We start from the raw sequence: 19,149 nt of genomic DNA, 5'->3' as shown, positions 1-19,149 counted from the left end.
TATTTGCGACAATAGGTCCCAGAAATATAACGACTAAAATGCTGATTATGAAAACAGAATTGACTCTGCATGAACGCTCTTTAACGCTTTCTCGCTTTCCTATACACAGTAATGAAACACTTCAGGCTTGGGATGCGGGCGACGAATACCTCATCAACCACATTGAAGAGATGGCACTAGCGAAAGGCAAAAACATACTCATACTTAATGATCATTTCGGTGCGCTGTCATGCTGGTTTAGTCAAGACCATCACGTAACTGTGATGAGTGATTCATGGGTTGCTCATCAAGGCATTGCTCACAACCTTCAAATCAATCATTGCCCCGAGATAACGCGATTAAAAAGTACCGAACCACTTCCTAGCAACATTGATTTGGTGCTGATTCAAATACCGCGTAATAATCGCTATTTAACATGGCAACTGACTAAACTAAGGGAGTACATTTCAAGCGATGTTCCCGTTATCGCGGTGAATAAAGCCAAAGAAATCCACTCTTCTACATTGAAGATTTTTGAAAAGCACCTTGGTTCGACGAGCACATCACTGGCATGGAAGAAGCATCGGCTTGTTTTTTCTCACGCTAATTGCATACCGGTTCAAAACGTAGAGCCATTGACTACCTGGGATGTAGAGGGGCACGGCATGACTCTCGGTAACCTGCCGAATGTGTATTCAGGCGAAGCTCTTGATCTCGGTGCTCGATTCATGTTGCAACACATACCAAGCGACCCCAATTATCAACACATTATCGATTTAGGTTGTGGGAATGGGGTTCTTTCTGTGGCAGCGGCAAGACTGAATCCTCAAGCTAAAATCACCAGTATCGATGAGAGTTATATGGCGGTTGAATCTGCACGCCATAACCTTAAATACAACCTTGATAACGACGACAATATTCAGTGTATTGCGAACAATTGTCTGGATAACTATCAAGGGGAAGAAGCGTCATTGATCTTGTGTAACCCACCGTTTCACCAACAACAAGCGATCACCGATCATATCGCCTGGCAGATGTTCTGTGATGCAAAGCATGTTCTTGCTAAAGGTGGTCAATTAATAGTTATCGGAAACCGACACCTCGGCTACGATGGTAAGTTATCTCGATTGTTTAGTAAGCCCCAAGTAAAGGTTATCGCTTCAAATAAAAAATTTGTTATTTTACAAGCAACTAAATAGTTCACTATTATCATTAAAAGTTAATTCAACTCGAATTGAGAAATAATAAAGGAATACACCATGAGAAAACTGGTTCTAGCAGCTTCAGTGGCTTTACTCGCAGCATGTTCTGCTCCTCAGCAAGAACAGATTAACTTTACGCCTAAAGCCGCACTAAGTAGCAGCGATCTTGTACAGGGGGCAACGTATACCTTAACAAGTAAAGATATTCGCTCTGCACAATATGTGGCCCTGGTGGACAGTGGACGCTCTAATATTGAACCGATTCACGCTCGTCAAAATGTCCGAATCGCTCTCGAAAATGTGTTTGCTGAGCAGTTTGCATCACAAGGTTTTCAGAACACCGTGAATAGCGAAAACCGGGTTGAAGTGGAAATTCAAGAAGCACTTGTGACGATTAAGCATTCTGTCATGGAAAACGAAATTGATGGTAACGTCACCATTGAAGTCACGGCTGAAACACCCAAAGGAAAACTGGTCAAAACCTACAAAGGTAATGGTTCTCGCTCAGGTATGTTAAGTGCTTCAAATGAAGAAATTGAAGTCGTTCTCAATGACATCATGAACTTAGTGTTAAAAGAAGTCGCTAATGATGCGGAGCTGAAAACCTACATGCAGGAGAGATTTTAATGATTCGCGCTCTACTTGCTTCTCTTGTCATTTTTAGCTGTAGCGTATTCGCTGCACCAAAAGTCCTAATAGAAACTAACCTTGGTCCATTCACCATTGAGTTAAATCAAGAGCAAGCCCCTATCTCGGTTGATAACTTCTTGAAGTATGTCGAAGATGGCAGCTATGTCGGTACGATTTTCCATCGGGTGATTCCTGGTTTCATGGCCCAAGGTGGTGGCTTTGACAAAAATATGGGTCGCCTTGGTACCTATGCTCAAATTCGTAACGAAGCCTCAAACGGTCTTGAAAATAAAACCGCGACCATTGCGATGGCTCGAACGTCTGACCCTCATTCTGCCACTCGACAATTCTTCATTAACCTGACGGATAATCACTTCCTAAATATGAGTGCAACACAAGCTGGTTATGCAGTTTTTGGCAAAGTCACTCAAGGATTTGAAGTCGTTGAAACTATGGCGACTAAACCCACTAAAACAATGGGTCGTATGCAAGATATTCCCGTTGAGCCTATCGTGATCACTAACGTTACCCTTTTAAAATAATCATAGAAGGCTCTAATCATTAGAGCCTTTTCTACAAGGATTTGTTTATGCCACTTGATAACCAGTCACTAACTTGGCAAGAAACCTTACGCAGCTATTTCGACAGGCGACTCATGTGGGTATTTATGCTGGGTTGTTCAAGCGGCTTCCCATGGGTTTTGATTGGCTCGAATATGTCAGGCTGGTTAAAAGATGCAGGTTTAACGCGTGCTGCTATTGGCTACTTTGGTAGTGTTTTCGCAGTCTACGCCATTAACTTCTTGTGGGCGCCTTTAGTGGATCGCGTCAAGCTGCCAGTTTTACACGCAATATTAGGCCAACGACGCAGTTGGATCTTTCTTTGTCAGTCGATCGTTTTAGTGCTCACGCTTTTTATCGCAGGAGTAAACCCTGCAGATGATCTGATGTTCACTTCAATGCTTGCGTTAGGGATTGCAACGGCGTCAGCGACACAAGATATTGCCATTGATGCGTTTCGTATCGATACCTTTCCAAAATCTGAATCCAATAAGCTGCCTCAAGCGTCTGCAATGGCGGTTATTGGCTGGTGGACTGGCTACTCATTGCCCGGCTATGTGGCTTTTATCAACGCAGATAGCATAGGATGGAATGGGGTTTACTACGGAATGGCGGGATTTGTCGCTGTATTAATGTTGTTTACCTTGCTCGTAGGAGAGCCCAACACCCAGCGAGAAGCTCTTCAAAAACAAGCAGAACAACGCCATAACGAGGTGGTTGGGTCAAAAGTTGCGGCTTGGTTTACAGTTACCGTTGTGGAACCATTTTTAGATTTCTTCAAACGGAATGGCGTTCAAGTAGCGATTACTTTATTGCTATTTGTATTCCTCTTTAAGATCGGTGAAGCGTTCCTAGGCCGAATGTCGATTCCCTTTTATAAAGAAGTCGGATTTAGTAACGAACAAATTGGCCAGTACTCAAAACTGATCGGGTGGGGAGCAACCATTTTCTTTACCCTAGTTGGCAGTATGTTTAATGTGAAATTCGGCATTGTACGTGGCTTAATGATTGGGGGGATTGCAATGGCGGCAAGTAACTTAATGTTTGCTTGGATTGCCAAAGTTGGCCCCAATGAGCATTTGTTCTTAGCGACCATTCTGGTTGATAACTTTACTACCGCATTTTCAACGGTGGCATTTGTATCCTTTTTGACCATTCTGACGGGTGAAGCTTTTTCAGCAACACAATACGCCCTACTGGCCTCACTCGGAAACTTTGGTCGAACCACATTGGCTTCGTTTAGTGGAGAACTGGCTGACTTCCTCAATGACTGGTCAACCTTCTTTATCGTTACCGCGGTCATGGTAATTCCAAGCTTGATCATGCTTTATTCGCTTCGACATTACTTTAATCGACTACTTGATAAAGCCAGAAATGAATCTTAATCATTGATAAAATGTATAATTAAGGGGGGTGGCTATTTAGCTGCCCTTTTATATCGACAACTAAGGTGTAACCTCAAAGATCACAATCACATAAATGTTCCAACATCGTATTTACGATCCCTATCTACCTAACGTTAACTAAATAAGTTGGTTAATCGATAAACAATTGCGGCTTTTGACAACCGAAGAAATGAGACACCGATCACACCATTAGTGCAACGCAATGAAATAAGCATTGAGTTCATCATCACGCATCATAATCGTGATTCATGTCACAATAAATTTGCAATGCAATCGTTTGTCTCTCTTTTATTTTTGAATTAAGTCGTTATTATGCGCTGCATTCGGATGTGCTTAACACTAAAATAAGCACCATGTGACATATCAATAAATAGAGAGTACTTTTCATGCGCAAATCACTTTTAGCTCTTAGCTTGTTAGCAGCAACTTCAGCGCCAGTTTTAGCAGCAGACTACACTGACGGCGATACACATAAAAACGATTATAAGTGGATGCAGTTCAACCTTATGGGCGCATTCGATGAGCTTCCAGGTGAGTCTTCTCATGACTACCTAGAGATGGAATTCGGTGGCCGCTCTGGAATTTTCGATCTATACGGTTACGTTGATATCTTTAACCTAACAACAGACAGCAATAGCGATAAAGCTGGGGCAGCTAAATCATTCATGAAATTTGCCCCTCGTATGTCTCTAGATGGATTGACAGGTAAAGACCTTTCATTCGGTCCTGTAGAAGAACTTTATGTAGCGACTGTTTTTGAGTGGTCTGGTGATGCTGAAAGTGCTTTCGGCGTAAACAACTCTAAAGTTGGTCTAGGTTCAGACGTAATGGTTCCTTGGTTAGGTAAAATTGGCCTAAACCTTTACGGTTACTACGACAACAACGAAAAGGATTGGAACGGTTACCAGATCTCTACTAACTGGTTTAAACCTTTCTACTTCTTCGAGAACGGCTCTTTCATCTCTTACCAAGGCTACATCGACTACCAATTCGGTATGGAAGATGGCGCTGGTAACAAGTTTGGTTCAACAGCAAGCCACGGTGGTGCAATGTTCAATGGCATCTACTGGCACTCAGACCGTTACGCTCTAGGTTATGGCCTTAAAGCGTACAACGATATCTACGGTATCGAAGACTCTGCTGGTCTAAAATCTTCAGGCTTTAGCCACTACATTGCTGCTACTTACAAATTCTAAGTTTGTATAACTAATACTAAAATGGCGCTCTTGAGCGCCATTTTTTGTGCCTGCCATTTTATTTCTATTGATTTCCTACTCTAGCCTATTATCCTTGCCTCACACTTTGTAATAGAGACTCTAACGTGAATATTGTGGTTCTTGGCCCCGGCGCAATTGGCGCTCTGTGGGCTTCTCATCTTAATTCGTCTGGGCATAACGTATCGCTCTGGAGCAGAAGCTCGTGTCCTAATATTTCTATTCAACTTGATGACAACCACAATCAAACGTATCTCAATCAACACAGCCTCGCACTTAACAATGCTGATTTATTGTTGGTCACAGTCAAGTCGTGGCAAGTTCAAGAAGCACTAGAACCACTTCTAGAGTCACTTCATCATGATTGTATTATTCTATTTATGCATAATGGCATGGGCGCGGTCGACCCACTTAGAACTCAACTGGACGCCCACCCCGTTCTGTTAGCAACAACGACACATGGCGCACTTAAATTAAATGACACTAAAGTCAGTCACACAGGTCAAGGGGCAACACAAGTTGGTCCATACAACCATCGAGGGCAACAATGCCAATTCATGACTGACGTGCTCAACCATGCTCTGCCCTGTGTGACTTGGAATGACAATATAACCGCAGCCTTGTGGCATAAATTAGCGATTAACTGTGCAATTAACCCCTTGACCGCCATCGAGCAGTGTAGAAATGGACAATTAGCTGGCGAACCCTACCAGCAAAGACTCAACGCCATTATAGAAGAAGTCGCGCAGGTCATTCAGGCAGAGGGCATTAGCCTGTCCAGCGAGACATTGAGTTCAACCGTAACAACCGTCATTCAAGCCACCGCAGACAATTATTCTTCAATGAGGCAAGATATTTTCTACCAAAGAAAAACCGAGATAGACTTTATTACTGGCTACTTAATCGATAAAGCGGCTCAACACCGCATCACGACACCAGAGAATGATAAACTCTACAAGGCCATCAAACACATAGAACTAAGTTGGACGAATCATGACTAAAAAAATACTGGTTCCTATCGCACCAGGCACTGAAGAGATGGAAGCAGTAACGATCATCGATATTATGGTACGCGCTGGCTACGAGGTTATTGTTGCAAGTGCAGATTTTGATGGCCAACTGACCATGAAGGCTTCAAGAGGAGTTACCCTGACCGCAGATTGTCGCTTGGTGGATATTGCCGATGACGAATTTGATGCGGTCATTCTTTCAGGTGGCGTATCTGGCGCAGAGGTGTTTCGAGACAGTCCAATCTTGATGGAAATCGTTAAGCAACATAAATACGATGGTAAGTTAGTCGCGGCCATTTGCGCAGCACCTGCTCTGGTTTTACAACATCACGATTTATATCCAACAGCGCTGATGACCTGCCACCCAAGCTTTCAAGATCATATTGAAGAACCGTATTGGCGACAAAAGCGAGTCACTATCGATGTCACCCATAACTTGATCACCAGTCAAGGCCCGGGAACGGCACTCGAGTTTGCTATTGAAATCATAATTCACTTGTCTGGTAAGCCCCATGCTTGGAGCGTTGCAGAACCGATGGTGACACTCCCTACCCTGCATTATTTTAAACTGGGTAATGAACATGCTTGATATAGCGGCAATTAAGCAGCAATTCCCTGCACTCAATCAAAAGGTCAATGGTGAGCCACTGATCTATCTCGACAGCGCAGCAACCACACAAAAGCCTCAAATCGTGATTGATGCCATCAGCGACTATTACAGTGCTCAAAATGCAAATGTTCACCGAGGAAGTCATAGCTTAACCGCCAACGCCACCAATCAATTTGAACACGCACGAGAAATCGTCGCTGAGTTCATGGGGGCTCAAAGCACTAAAGAGATCATCTGGACACGAGGCGCGACCGAAGCGATCAATTTGATTGCACAAACTTACGCTCGTAATACGTTGCAATCGGGTGATGAAATCCTCATCAGTGAAATGGAACATCACGCAAATATCGTCCCTTGGCAGATCGTTGCCGAACAAACAGGCGCTAACATCGTCAAAATACCAATGACGCCCGACTGCCAATTAGATTATGAAGCGTTTGAGGATCGATTGTCCTGTCGCACTAAGATTGTCGCTCTGGCTCATATCACCAATGTCACAGGGACAAGGCAACCTATTGAAAAAATCATAGCGAAGTCGCACCAGATTGGCGCGGTTGTTGTGGTTGATGGTGCACAAGGTATTGTCCACGAACGCGTCGATGTCGCAGCCCTTAACGCTGACTTCTATGTTTTCTCGGGGCACAAGCTTTATGCGCCTGCCGGTATTGGTGTTCTGTATGGAAAACTTGAACTGCTCGATGTCATGCCACCGTGGCATGGTGGTGGAAAAATGGTCGAAAGCGTTTCTTTTGAGAAAACAACCTTTTCCGAATTGCCTGGGAAGTTTGAAGCGGGAACCCCTAATGTCGCTGGCGCCATTGCTTTGGCTAAAGCCATCGAATGGTACCAAGGCTTAGATACAAAGAAAGTCGACGCTCACATCCACGAACTGCAAAAACAAACCTATCTAGCTCTGCTTGATTTTGAAGATATTGAAATACATGGCTATCAAGATGGGGCGAGCGTGATTAGTTTTGGTATTGAGGGGGTTCATCATCAAGATATCGCCACGTTACTCGACCAACAAGGTATCGCAGTTCGAGCTGGGCACCACTGTGCTCACCCTTTAATGGATGCCCTTGGGATTAAGGGAAGTGTCCGAATTTCGTTTGGTATCTATAATGACCAGAATGACGTAAAACGCTTAATTTCTGCCATCGAGAAGGCAGTCAATATACTGTAGTTCAAACCGAATGAAACCCTAAATGAAAAAGGTTCGCTGATGCGAACCTTTTCTTTATCACTCTTGTGAAGCGCCATTGTTGAAGCGAATCACTTGAGCGATTTTATCTGCTCTACTATCGCTTTTAGGCCATTGCCACGCGAAGCACTTAAGTGAGAAATTAACCCTAGCGATTCAAAATAGCCATCAACATCAAACTCGCTAATTTGCTCTGAAGTTTTACCATCAAAAGCGGCGAGAACTAATGCTATCAAACCACGAACAATGCGAGCATCAGAATCTGCATGAAAAGACCAAACACCAGCAACAGACTGACTCACTAACCAAACTTGGCTTTCACAGCCAGAAACCATGACCTGCTCAGTTTTAAACTCTTCCGCCATTTGGGGGAGTTTTTTTCCCCATTGAATCACTTGGCGGTATTTGTCTTCCCAGCCTTTAAATGACTGCATGGTAGCAACGATATCGTCCGTCGTGATATCGCGGCCAAATGGTGTGATCGGAAAGTCTGTCATACTCAACTCATCTCATTAGGTAATGGCTAACGTTACTGACTGTGCTTAGCGATGATCTTCTCAACAATTTTCGAGACGGCAACAAAACCAAACGTCGCCGTCACCACGGTCGCTGCGCCGAAACCGGTCGCACAATCCATACGTTTTGGCCCTTCCGCTGTCGATTTAGCAGCACACACTGAACCGTCCGCTTGTGGGTACTTCAATTGTTCCGTAGAAAAGACACACTCAATACCAAACTTACGCTGGGGATTCTTAGGAAAGTTATGCAAACGTCGTAGGGTGTCTTTTAATTTCTTCGCCAACGGATCTTGAATGGTTTTCGTGAGATCCGCAACTTTGATTTGAGTTGGATCCATTTGACCACCCGCACCACCAATCGTAATCACTTTAATTTTATTACTTCGGCAATACGACAATAAAGACGCCTTCGCTTTTAAACTGTCAATGGCATCTAGGACATAATCGTAGTCTTTCGTTAAGTAGTCATGCTGATTATCAGGGCCAATAAAGTCGTCAATAAGATTAACCTTACATTCAGGGTTAATCAGTTTGACCCGCTCTGCCATGACTTCAATCTTGCTTTGTCCCACAGTGCCATTTAACGCATGTATTTGACGATTGATATTGGTTACGCAAACATCATCCATATCAATGAGGGTGAGCTCTCCAATACCAGTACGAACCAGCGCTTCCACTGCCCATGAACCGACACCACCAATACCAATGACACACACATGAGAAGCACGAAGAATCTCAACCTCACTATGACCGTATAAGCGGCGAGTCCCGCCAAAACGCTGATCGTAATTTTCCGAAGCTGGTGTGTTGAGTTCACGCATATCAAACATCCACATTAACGAGGTGACAAAAAGAAAGAGTGCGATTTATACGCACTCTATTTTAAAATGTCTAGCGGTTTTCGACAGTGTCGCTATTCCATTTTTTCTGGTGGCATCGCCCAAGGAGCTTGTGTTGCCGTGCCTTCTAAGCCCAATTTCCAAACGCGACCAAAGTGCTTGTAATGCCCAGCTTCCGTCCCTGCGCGAGGGCCCATGCCGTGATACAGATCAAGATGATTTTCTTTTACCGCTCCACCAGTATCAAGCACTAACAGAAGTCTTAGCTGGTGCGCACCGCTCCAGGTACCATCGGCATTGATCAAAGGGACCTCAGCTAGAATCGGCGTCCCCATAGGAAAAATAGAACGATCACCCGCGACAGACGCCATTGCTTGCAAAGGAATACCGGCCGACCCCGTTACAGGGGCTGCGTCTCTTGGCTCAAAAAACACGAACGATGGGTTTTGCTCCAGTAATTCTTGAACACGTTGGTCGTCATTGGCAAATACCCAATCTTTAATCGCTTTTAACGACATTTTTTCGCGCGGAACTTCGCCTTGCTCGATTAAAATCCGACCAATACTGACATAAGCACGATTGTTTTTTCCAGCATAAGCAAAGTACTCCAGCGTATCGTCATCCTCAAAATGCACAAAGCCACTGCCTTGAACTTCCATAATAAATGGATCGATACGATTTGATGCATAACCCAGCTCAAGCCCTAGCCCTTCGAGCGCTCCGTTATATATTTGTGCTCGTGTTGGGCACTCACTCTCACACTCTGGTAACGCGTAAACCGGATACTTGAACCGGTCATCGGCTTCATGCCTTAACTCCATAACCGGTGAAAAGTACCCGGTGAATAAAACATTGCCTTTATCATCACCGCCACCGAGTTGCGCCAACTCAACACCAAAACTGGCCAATGCACTAGGGTCGCCACTTTGTAAAGCCCATTCGTTGAGTTTTTCATAGAGAGGTTCAAAGGTCTGTGCCATTGAGGGGGAATTATCGATCACCGCTTGCGCCTGCTTGGCAAATTTTGTGAAATCACGTGGCGTATTGGATTCAATAAAGTCCACTTGGTTTAATGTGGAAGAGAATTCGGTACCAGAATACTGCTGAGCAAGATCGGTGTTTTGCGCACAGCCAAAAAGTAGTGTCATGGCTGTTAAAGGGAGCATTTTTTTGAACACAGGGATAATTCCTTAATTTCAGTATCAAGAGAATGACAAACTCTTAATAAGAACTCAATTACCTAATCGTAATAGAAAATAAATACTGATCAAGATCGTAATGATTCTCGTCAGTAGCGCATTTAAGAATGAGATTAACGTCAATTTTCAGCTTGGGCTATCAGCGAACTCGGTCACTGTATTTCTCAACCAAGTAATAAGTGGGATTGTAGTGATTATCAGATATTTGAATCATCTTCGTATTAAGTTCATCGAGCATCCGATATTGATACAAAGTCTCTCCGACTAGATATTCGAGTGTGGATCCATCAAACTCATACCGTGTCGCCACAATTCTTCCAGCCACCGAAACACCATCAGGACCGATGTGGACATTGTTTGTCGCGTAGTCCGCGACATGTTGCTCAACCCACACGCCGTGTATGGATTGTTGATCAACTAAAGAAAGACGCACCTGCTTAAATAAACTGGAATAAGTAAGCACTGCCACCATAGACACAAGAAGTAATACTGAAAAAACAATGAGCTCTTTCTTTTTTTTGACTGTTTTTGTTATTTTTTGTGGAGCCATCTTTTTAAACTTGACCTATTCACTTAGCTTAACTTTAACCATTATATACTGCTCGTACCACATCTAACTTCACCTGATGGCAATAAAGCCCGTTCGCAGCTGCAGTCATCTACAAACCCTCTATTGTTTGTTTACAGTACAAGTACAAAAACCTTGTTAACCAATGAATAAAAAGGCAGTATAATCACATATTAATTCAATAGAGGCTAATGAATTGAAAATTCGTAGCACAGCCTTAGTTAAAGGATTTAGACAATCAGCCCCTTACGTCAATGCTCACCGTGGTAAAACCATGGTCATCATGCTGGGAGGAGAAGCTGTCGCTGACAAAAATTTCACTAATATTATTAGTGATTTATCATTACTTCATAGTCTGGGTGTTAGAATTGTGTTAGTTCACGGTGCCCGCCCACAAATCAACCAAATTCTCACTTCAAATAATATAGAAACCCCTTATCACAAGGGAATTAGAGTGACCGATGAAAAAGCACTCAGCTTTGTCATGCAAGCGGCAGGACAGCTTCAACTGGCCATAACCGCCAGGCTCTCAATGAGTCTGAATAACACCCCTATGGCAGGGACTCAACTCAACGTAGTGAGTGGTAATTTTATTGTCTCTCAACCATTAGGTATAGATGATGGGGTAGATTACTGCCACAGTGGAAGAATACGCCGTATTGATAGTGAAGGGATAAACCGAGCGCTGGCGCAAAACTCAATCGTGCTGCTCGGCCCTATCGCTAGCTCGGTCACCGGCGATTCCTTTAACTTGCTCTCAGAAGAAGTGGCTACCCAAGTTGCGATAAAATTGGGGGCAGACAAGCTGATAGGCTTCTGCTCTGAGCAAGGTGTCATTGATGAAAATGGCAATGCCATTGCCGAACTATTTCCCCAGGACGTTGATAAGCTTTTACGCGCTCATGAGCAAATCAACGATTCACAGAACGATAATGACACCGTAGAAAACAACACAACGCCAACAGACCTGACGCAAGATGATTCTTCCGGTACCAGTCGTTTCTTGCGGGCTGCCACTGTCGCTTGTCGAGCCGGCGTACCCCGAAGTCATTTAATCAGCTATAAAGATGATGGTGCACTCATTCAAGAACTGTTCTCGCTAGACGGAATAGGCACCCAGGTAGTCATGGCCAGTGCAGAGCAAGTCCGTACCGCACAAATTGATGACATAGGTGGCATTCTAGATCTGATTCGCCCTCACGAAGAGAAAGGCGTTTTGGTTCGACGATCAAGAGAGCAACTTGAACAGGAAATACACCAGTTCACGATCATCGAAAAAGATGGGCTGGTCATCGGCTGCGCGGCCTTGTATCCCTATAAGGATGAGCACATGGCAGAAATGGCGTGTGTCGCCATTCACCCAGAATATCGCGACGGCAATCGAGGCTTGCTGTTACTTGACCACATGAGGCTTCAATCAAAGTCCCAAGGTATCCATCGGATTTTTGTTCTGACCACCCACAGCTTGCACTGGTTCAGAGAACAAGGGTTCTATGAGGTAGGGGTCGACTCTTTGCCTGTCGCGAAACAAAACCTCTATAACTATCAACGGCGTTCAAAAATCTTAGCGCTTCGTGTTTAGCCTAATCAGTACAATGCATTCTCAAAATCGAGACAATAACAAATCAATTTCATAGCATATAGTGATAAAAAACCACTTTATTTATTGAGATAAAGTGGTTAAAATTCGACCTCCTCAATTGAGGAGCTGCCTTTCGGGGTCATTGGACTCTTTGCCTAACTCAGTTGGGCCCGCATGGATTGCCTTAAAAATTAAAACAAGTAACTAAGAGCAAATTGCCGATGAAAACCGTCATATGTAACTCTGTCCAAAGCTTTTGGGACATGGCTGACAACCAATTTTTAGAAGGCTTAGATGTACACTGTGTATTTCCTGTCAATGAAGGTATGAAAGCGTTCATTTTGAATTACCAGAGACGTTATAAAATCAATAGCATTTCCTTTACAAGCGCAATTCTAGTGTAATGCTTGAAATGAACGTAAGTTTCCAGGGATGGTGACTTACCATTGATGACACACTTCTGATTCAATCTTTACTTTCCACGCTTCAATACTCTCCAGACTTAGATACTTTCCAGACTTAGATACTTTCCAAACTTAGGTACGTTCCAGACCTTAATGACAAAAATAATACTGCGACACTATCCGCCCACATCGCTAACAAGTCATCTTTAACCGTTCCACTAAACCACTCGCGCGCTCTGTTTTTACTCTGATCCCGCGCTTAAGCACACTCATATTACAAAATAGAACCAATCGGCTTTTCGCTCGCGTTATCCCGGTGTAAATCAGCTCTCGGGTCAGTACTGGTGTAAAATCCGGTGGTAAGATCATTAAGGTTAAGGCAAACTCGCTACCTTGAGATTTATGAACCGTCATGGCAAACGCGGTTTCATGGCTTGGAACTCGGCTTGGTAATACGGATTTCACACTGCCATCGGGTAGTTCAAAAAAGACCTTGAGGCGTTTATTGTCATCAGAAAAATCAATCATGCAGATGCCAATATCACCATTATACAACCCTAATCCGTGATCATTTTGCGTCACCATGACAGGGCGGCCGTGATACCAAAGTTCATCCTGTGGATTAATGAGACGCTGACGAGACAACGCTTTTTCAATGCGTAGATTCAATCCAGATACACCAAAATCCCCTTCGCGTATTGCACACAATAATCGACATTGGGCAAACTGCTTCAAGGCCATTTTCGCTCGTTGCAATTGATCTTCAACAAGCTCAATGGTACTCGTGTCTTTCGGCTGTATTTGCTTTAAATACTGCGCATATTCCTGTACCAATGTTTGCAGCATGTGATTGTAGCTTTCACCACTTAACGTGTGAGATTCAATGTCTCCAAATCCTTGCTCAAAGACCTGCTCTACACGTTTGGGTTGACCTGAGTTTATAGCCTTGGCTAGCTGACCAATGCCAGATCGTGCGTCAAATCGAAAGCTCTTTTGCAGCATACACAAGCTATCACTGATGACGTTGCCATCCTGTTTGATGGTGTCGTCTGGGTTAACTGAGCCATCATTAACATTGATGTGCTGATACTGCGTCAGTTCTTTGAGCACTTTTTCCTGGGCGCTGCTGTAGCCTAATTTCTGGAACGAGCAGATATCACCAAGCACAGATCCCGCTTCCACAGACGCTAACTGATCTTTGTCTCCGAGCAGTATCAAGCGAGCATGGTCTGGCAGCGCCTCCACCACTTTATACATCATAGGCAGATCAACCATCGACGCTTCATCAATCACAAGAATATCCAAATGCAGCGGGTTTGCTCGGTTGTGTCTGAACTCTGCACTATTGGGCAATGCCCCAAGTAAACGGTGAATCGTACTCGCTTGGGTAGGAATTTTCTCTTTGAGTTGCGGTGACACAGCAAGCTCGGTGATCGCCTGACCAATCGATTCGGTTAATCTTGCGGCCGCTTTCCCAGTTGGTGCTACCAGGCGAATAGTGGGCTCTTTTCCTGTTTGCTCTGCTTGTGTAATCAATGCAGCAAGCAGCTTAGTGACCGTGGTGGTTTTACCCGTGCCTGGCCCTCCAGAAATGACCGCAAAGCGACGAGTTAATGCAATGGAGGCTGCGACTTTTTGCCAATTCACACAAACAGATAACGGCACCCATTGGTCCAGCGTTTGTAAATCTTCACTTTTATTAGCCGCCAGTAATAAGTTATCAATCGCCATCCAATCCAGCGATGTGTTATCGACGATATCAAGATGATCGCAAACCAGTTGTTGACGGACCACTTGAGTATTTTTTGATGGCGAAAGACTTTTCAGCCCATTAAATAGGTAGTGATAACTTCGCTGAAAGAGACGATCAAGTAACGCAGAGAGGTTTTGTACCTCAGTAGGCTTTAAGATCATCGGTGACCCAAAGCGAGTTAAACATTCCGCTAAGCCGATTTCGTACTGCCAGTAGCGATGCAGATACAAGCGTTCGCCATCAAACATCATCGGCACGGCCTCACTATTTTCACCAATCAAAGTCGACTGTTGAATCAGCGATGCCCAATCAATGCTTTGTAATTGCAAGCTTAGCGCCGTGGCGGAATCACCATACAGTCCGAGTTTTAACGCCCATGGATGATGAGCATGCTCATCAGAATTCGCCGAATTATTTGCAGTCTCGCCCACCATCGAAGGTGTTGGCAGCATCAAACAAATGTTTCCCTTACTCAACTCATGGCTGATTAACCCCGCAAGAAAGCCGATATGTTCTGGAGCATTCTGTTCTTGGGATGCAATGAATCGAGCAAATTGATAATCAAGCTGCCTAATGACGCCTTTCTTCGCCAATGTGTTTAAATTACTAAGAAGAGACATTGTCATTAAAAATCCAGCTCCATTTGATCAGCAGTACGAAGGCCATTAGGAATACCGCCAGCTATGAGGTTATCCATATCATTGAGAAGGTCCAAACTTGGCTTAGCGGAAAAAATACCATGGTCCGATTGCCCATCCATACCACGAAGAAAAAGATAATATACCCCACCGAAATGAGCATCATAATCGTAGTTTGCTAATCGGCTGCGCAAGAAACGATGCAGCGCTAACGCATAAATTTGGTACTGCAAATCATAGCGATGATCCACCATCGCCGCACGTAAAGCTTCGCCGTGATAACACGAAACGTCATCACCAAGGTGATTCGATTTCCAATCCAAAATGTAGTATTTACCTTGATGTTCAAAAACTAAATCAATAAACCCTTTCAGCATGCCTTTCACTGTTTGAAAACCGAGAGAACCGGCTTTGGCTGATAATTGATCATGTTGACAGATGGTCTGATTTAGCCCATTGGCCGTGAGCACTTCAATGGGCAATAAAAACTCCATCTCGACCAACCTTTGCTCTGCGGACTTTTTATTCAGCAAGAGATCTCGCCCATCAAGAGGGGTGCTTAACACCCTGTCCACCAACGTTTGTAAAATGGGTAGCCAATGTTCATCTAGCTGCTCTTTTTCCATTAGATGGCGAATAATGTCTAGGTTGCTTTCTTCACCAGCAGGAAGGGTAAATTCCACCTCTTCAAATAGCGTGTGCAAAAACGTACCCGGGCGAGCGCCCCGTGGGAAGGTGAAGATGGACCGCTCTGGCTCAATGAGTTCCGTCTCATCTTGCTCTTCAACAGAATCAATATCAAACCCCTGAAGCTCAACACTGGCATCATAATGAGACTGATGACTGCCTTGCTTAACCAGACCTGAATAGCTGGTAACACGCCAAGATCGGTCAATCTCTCTCTGGAGTACATGAGCACGAAGATCGACAGCATGTTCTTGCAAAATAGAGTAAGAATCATCGTGAGGCAACGGGGGATCCGTCACCACAATGGCGCTCAATGCGTTAGCCTGAACAGTTAACGCATTGTTGAGATCGGAAATACCACCTTGTTGTGCATTTTGCAATAAGTAACCCAGTGCACTTTTATCAACTCCGGTCGGTTCTTTGGTTGAGCGTCCTCGTCTTATCGGTGACACCCCAATGAAACAGCCATACACTGCTCGAGTGAGTGCGACGTAAGCGAGTCTTAAATCTTCGGCTAAACGCTCTTTATCGGCCTGCTCTAATGCGGCACCACTGTTGGTAATATCGAGTATTGTCTGATCAGTGGATTCGTCATAATACTTTCCTTCACTTGCTTCACGATAACTGACTAGAAATGGGAGAAACACCAAATCATATTCCAGACCTTTCGATTTATGAATGGTGATTATTTGAACCAAGTTTCGCTCAGACTCTAACCGTTGAATTTGATCATCACTGCCACCTAGCCCTTGTTCGGCTTGGCTGATGGTTTCGGCAAGCCAGCGCAACAACCCATGGTCACTATCTAACTCTTGCCTCGCTTGTTGCAACAGTTCTCCAATATGCATCAAATCAGTGAGCGTACGTTCGCCATTATCTTCTTCCAGCAACCGTTCAGCGATATGACGCTTACTGATTACGGAACGAAGCATCGGAAGCACTCCTCGTTGTAACCAGAGTTTTCGATACTCTTTGAATTCGTTAACCGCGTTATCCCAGATGATTTCATCGTTATTTAACGCATCAAGCTGGCTTGCGTTCAAGGCAAACAATTCAGAGCCAAGGCACGAACGCAGTGCTCGATCATTGTCGGGGGTAAGCGTGGCTTGCAATAGCCTTTGTAGATCTTGAGCAACTCCACTTGTGAACACGCTATCTCGGTTAGAAAGGTAAACACTGGCAATCCCTTTATCGGCCAAAGCCTGTTTGATCATTCGCCCTTCATTACCCGTTCTCACCAGAACAGCCATATCTCCCGCTTCAACGGTTGTTCTTTTCGAGCCACTTTCAGATCCACTTGAAAAGTAGGCATTATCACTTTGAGCTGCGGTTAATATCGTTTGGATCTGACTCGCCGTCGCCAGCGCCATTTCATCAAGGTATTCCCCTTTCGAGCGCGGTTTATCTTCCGCGTCTTGCAGCCAATAGGTCATCGCTGGCTGTTCTTCACCCTTTAAGTACCAATGTTTCTGCTCAGCCACAGGGCTATAGTTCACCGGCAAGAAGGGGATGTCTTCGTCATAAATAAATGGGCTACTGGACGATTGAAACAGCTGATTCACCGCCAACACCATGTTGGCACTGGAGCGCCAGTTCGTTCCCAATGTGTAATGGGCACTGACCTGATTTCTTGCTTTGATGTACGTGAAAATATCCGCCCCACGGAAACCGTAAATCGCCTGTTTAGGATCGCCAATCATAAACAGACCGCATTGCGGGTGATCGAGATAGATACGGCTGAAAATATTGTACTGAAGTGGATCCGTGTCTTGGAATTCATCGATCATCGCGACCGGATATAAAGTGCGAATTCTCTCGGTTAACTGACCCGCTTCATCCAAGTCTATCGCAGCAGAAAGTTGAGTAAGAAGATCATCAAAAGAGAGCCACTGTTTATGCTTTTTCGCGCTCGCCAGCTTCTCACGACACTCTTTAATCGCATGGGCCATCAGCGGCGCTTTAAGATTTACAGGGGCCGATAGAAAAGCTTGAATCGCTTCAAACACTTCGTGCTGGGGGGCTTCGCCTTTTGGGGTTTTCTCTCGCAGTACATCTTGGGAGAATCGTTCCAACTTATCGGGGAAATCATAGTTATCCGTTGGCTGTGAAGCCCATGCGGTGATGCTCTCTAGCCATTGCGGTAATGATTTTTTGGTGTAACTGCGTTTGTTAATATCTGAGCCAGATATGAGAGCCAGAAAGTCAACTTGATGATCCATCCAATGACGCTTTAGGACATCAATTTGGGCGAGATTGTCCTGATGTAATGTAGAAAGGTCTCCACTCATAGCGTCGACTGATAATGTCAGCGGCGATCCACTTAAATACCGACCAATATCAGATAAGAGTGATGCTGGCGATCCCCAGATACGTCTCACTTCGCCCGCTAAGTTGATAGGCAAAGGGTAAAAGTTTCGACGCCAATAATCGGCAATCACTTGCGCTTTAAGGTGGCTTTCATCGGTGACAAATTCGTTATCAAAACGGCTGCCTGATTCAAAAGCATTTTGAGTAAGCATGCGCTGACAAAAACCATGAATGGTGTACACCGCCGCTTCATCCATTTGACGCTCAGCCTGCAACAGTATTTTTGCGGCTTCTTTATGATTGCTTACCGCTGCAAGTAGCGGTGCAATCACCGGATCATCACTCTGGCTTCGGGAAAAAGCAATGCGAGCATCATGGATTCTTGCCCGAATACGATCCCTCAATTCAGCCGTTGCCGCTTCGGTGAACGTCACCACCAAGATTTGATCAACGGTCAGCGGTGTCGAATGGCGTGTCTCTCCGTCACCATGCCCGAGCAGCAAGCGAAGATACAAACCGGCAATCGTAAAGGTTTTTCCTGTCCCTGCCGAGGCTTCAATGAGTCGTGCACCATGCAGAGGAAAAGTCATTGTATTTAGTGTTGTTGCCACAATTTTAGGTGTCATTGTACTCAAACCTTTTATTACCTATTGCATCTTAATGACCTAGAGTTAGGCGGTCACTAATCTACAATCAAATGCTTACTCTATTTCGACACTACATCTATTTTGAAACTAGGCCTGTTGCGAAATAACGTGATCCAGTTATGAAAAATATGACAAATCCGTCCTGAGTCGGTATTCATTCTAAGGGAGTGCGATCTTACTCACGGCATAGGCCCT

Annotated in this window: 16 protein-coding genes; 10 read left to right on the top strand and 6 right to left on the bottom strand. The window is 44.5% G+C overall.

Annotated elements, in window-relative coordinates; all coding sequences use genetic code 11:
* Window positions 1–47: 47 nt before the first annotated feature.
* From A1QO_RS00200 to csdA, 8 genes are all read left to right on the top strand, one after another.
* On the top strand, window positions 48–1,178 hold the full coding sequence (locus A1QO_RS00200) for a methyltransferase (RefSeq protein ID WP_026027051.1): 1,131 nt from the start codon (window positions 48–50) through the stop codon (window positions 1,176–1,178).
* Between the two features lie 60 nt (window positions 1,179–1,238).
* Entirely contained in the window at window positions 1,239–1,808 is a 570-nt protein-coding gene (locus A1QO_RS00195) for a YajG family lipoprotein (RefSeq protein ID WP_017035029.1), read from the top strand.
* Window positions 1,808–2,353 (top strand): peptidylprolyl isomerase, encoded by a 546-nt coding sequence (locus tag A1QO_RS00190; protein ID WP_017039588.1) that lies wholly within the window; start codon window positions 1,808–1,810, stop codon window positions 2,351–2,353. The genes A1QO_RS00195 and A1QO_RS00190 overlap by 1 nt, the downstream gene beginning before the upstream one ends.
* Before the next feature lie 47 nt (window positions 2,354–2,400).
* On the top strand, window positions 2,401–3,756 hold the full coding sequence (locus A1QO_RS00185) for an AmpG family muropeptide MFS transporter (RefSeq protein ID WP_017039589.1): 1,356 nt from the start codon (window positions 2,401–2,403) through the stop codon (window positions 3,754–3,756).
* 407 nt (window positions 3,757–4,163) lie between these two features.
* On the top strand, window positions 4,164–4,973 hold the full coding sequence (locus A1QO_RS00180; RefSeq protein ID WP_017038008.1) for an outer membrane protein OmpK: 810 nt from the start codon (window positions 4,164–4,166) through the stop codon (window positions 4,971–4,973).
* 125 nt (window positions 4,974–5,098) lie between these two features.
* Window positions 5,099–5,992, top strand: a complete 894-nt coding sequence (gene panE, locus A1QO_RS00175) for a 2-dehydropantoate 2-reductase (protein ID WP_017039590.1) — start codon at window positions 5,099–5,101, stop codon at window positions 5,990–5,992.
* On the top strand, window positions 5,985–6,590 hold the full coding sequence (locus tag A1QO_RS00170; RefSeq protein WP_017039591.1) for a DJ-1 family glyoxalase III: 606 nt from the start codon (window positions 5,985–5,987) through the stop codon (window positions 6,588–6,590). The genes panE and A1QO_RS00170 overlap by 8 nt, the downstream gene beginning before the upstream one ends.
* Window positions 6,583–7,794 (top strand): cysteine desulfurase CsdA, encoded by a 1,212-nt coding sequence (csdA, locus tag A1QO_RS00165; protein ID WP_017041168.1) that lies wholly within the window; start codon window positions 6,583–6,585, stop codon window positions 7,792–7,794. Before A1QO_RS00170 ends, csdA begins: the two co-directional genes overlap by 8 nt.
* 89 nt (window positions 7,795–7,883) lie before the next feature.
* Here csdA and csdE read toward each other — a convergent pair whose 3' ends face one another.
* The 4 genes from csdE to A1QO_RS00145 all read right to left on the bottom strand — a co-directional run bounded on the left by csdE (window position 7,884) and on the right by A1QO_RS00145 (window position 10,918).
* Complete coding sequence (gene csdE, locus A1QO_RS00160; RefSeq protein WP_017038012.1) at window positions 7,884–8,309, bottom strand: cysteine desulfurase sulfur acceptor subunit CsdE; 426 nt, start codon at window positions 8,307–8,309, stop codon at window positions 7,884–7,886.
* 32 nt (window positions 8,310–8,341) lie between these two features.
* Window positions 8,342–9,151, bottom strand: a complete 810-nt coding sequence (tcdA, locus tag A1QO_RS00155) for a tRNA cyclic N6-threonylcarbamoyladenosine(37) synthase TcdA (protein WP_017039593.1) — start codon at window positions 9,149–9,151, stop codon at window positions 8,342–8,344.
* Window positions 9,152–9,243: 92 nt separating this feature from the next.
* On the bottom strand, window positions 9,244–10,356 hold the full coding sequence (gene mltA, locus A1QO_RS00150; protein ID WP_198926656.1) for a murein transglycosylase A: 1,113 nt from the start codon (window positions 10,354–10,356) through the stop codon (window positions 9,244–9,246).
* 151 nt (window positions 10,357–10,507) lie between these two features.
* Window positions 10,508–10,918, bottom strand: coding sequence for a DUF2850 domain-containing protein (locus A1QO_RS00145; RefSeq protein WP_017038015.1), 411 nt, complete (start codon window positions 10,916–10,918; stop codon window positions 10,508–10,510).
* 190 nt (window positions 10,919–11,108) lie between these two features.
* On the opposite strand from A1QO_RS00145, the gene argA reads away from it, so the two are divergent.
* Together argA and A1QO_RS20530 are read left to right on the top strand one after the other, a co-directional pair.
* The gene (gene argA / locus A1QO_RS00140) at window positions 11,109–12,518 is read left to right on the top strand and encodes an amino-acid N-acetyltransferase (RefSeq protein WP_431354860.1); all 1,410 of its coding nucleotides are present in this window, start codon (window positions 11,109–11,111) and stop codon (window positions 12,516–12,518) included.
* A gap of 221 nt (window positions 12,519–12,739) precedes the next feature.
* Window positions 12,740–12,922, top strand: a complete 183-nt coding sequence (locus tag A1QO_RS20530) for a hypothetical protein (RefSeq protein ID WP_017035017.1) — start codon at window positions 12,740–12,742, stop codon at window positions 12,920–12,922.
* Window positions 12,923–13,114: 192 nt separating this feature from the next.
* Here A1QO_RS20530 and recD read toward each other — a convergent pair whose 3' ends face one another.
* Together recD and recB are read right to left on the bottom strand one after the other, a co-directional pair.
* Complete coding sequence (recD, locus tag A1QO_RS00130) at window positions 13,115–15,301, bottom strand: exodeoxyribonuclease V subunit alpha (RefSeq protein ID WP_017039596.1); 2,187 nt, start codon at window positions 15,299–15,301, stop codon at window positions 13,115–13,117.
* Window positions 15,301–18,933, bottom strand: a complete 3,633-nt coding sequence (gene recB, locus A1QO_RS00125) for an exodeoxyribonuclease V subunit beta (RefSeq protein ID WP_017041167.1) — start codon at window positions 18,931–18,933, stop codon at window positions 15,301–15,303. Before recB ends, recD begins: the two co-directional genes overlap by 1 nt.
* Window positions 18,934–19,149 lie beyond the last annotated feature (216 nt).

This window comes from Vibrio genomosp. F10 str. ZF-129, from assembly GCF_000287055.2.
Lineage (GTDB): Bacteria > Pseudomonadota > Gammaproteobacteria > Enterobacterales > Vibrionaceae > Vibrio.
The sequence above is the reverse complement of the archived record's forward strand: the minus strand, read 5'-3'. Positions and strand labels throughout refer to the sequence as shown.

Coding starts and splice junctions, on each gene's coding strand:
- recD (WP_017039596.1), bottom strand. CDS start 15,301: ATGACAATGTCTCTTCTTAGTAATTTAAACACATTGGCGAAGAAAGGC.
- A1QO_RS00180 (WP_017038008.1), top strand. CDS start 4,164: ATGCGCAAATCACTTTTAGCTCTTAGCTTGTTAGCAGCAACTTCAGCG.
- csdE (WP_017038012.1), bottom strand. CDS start 8,309: ATGACAGACTTTCCGATCACACCATTTGGCCGCGATATCACGACGGAC.
- A1QO_RS00145 (WP_017038015.1), bottom strand. CDS start 10,918: ATGGCTCCACAAAAAATAACAAAAACAGTCAAAAAAAAGAAAGAGCTC.
- tcdA (WP_017039593.1), bottom strand. CDS start 9,151: ATGCGTGAACTCAACACACCAGCTTCGGAAAATTACGATCAGCGTTTT.
- A1QO_RS00195 (WP_017035029.1), top strand. CDS start 1,239: ATGAGAAAACTGGTTCTAGCAGCTTCAGTGGCTTTACTCGCAGCATGT.
- recB (WP_017041167.1), bottom strand. CDS start 18,933: ATGACACCTAAAATTGTGGCAACAACACTAAATACAATGACTTTTCCT.
- A1QO_RS20530 (WP_017035017.1), top strand. CDS start 12,740: ATGAAAACCGTCATATGTAACTCTGTCCAAAGCTTTTGGGACATGGCT.
- A1QO_RS00170 (WP_017039591.1), top strand. CDS start 5,985: ATGACTAAAAAAATACTGGTTCCTATCGCACCAGGCACTGAAGAGATG.
- A1QO_RS00200 (WP_026027051.1), top strand. CDS start 48: ATGAAAACAGAATTGACTCTGCATGAACGCTCTTTAACGCTTTCTCGC.
- A1QO_RS00185 (WP_017039589.1), top strand. CDS start 2,401: ATGCCACTTGATAACCAGTCACTAACTTGGCAAGAAACCTTACGCAGC.
- A1QO_RS00190 (WP_017039588.1), top strand. CDS start 1,808: ATGATTCGCGCTCTACTTGCTTCTCTTGTCATTTTTAGCTGTAGCGTA.
- csdA (WP_017041168.1), top strand. CDS start 6,583: ATGCTTGATATAGCGGCAATTAAGCAGCAATTCCCTGCACTCAATCAA.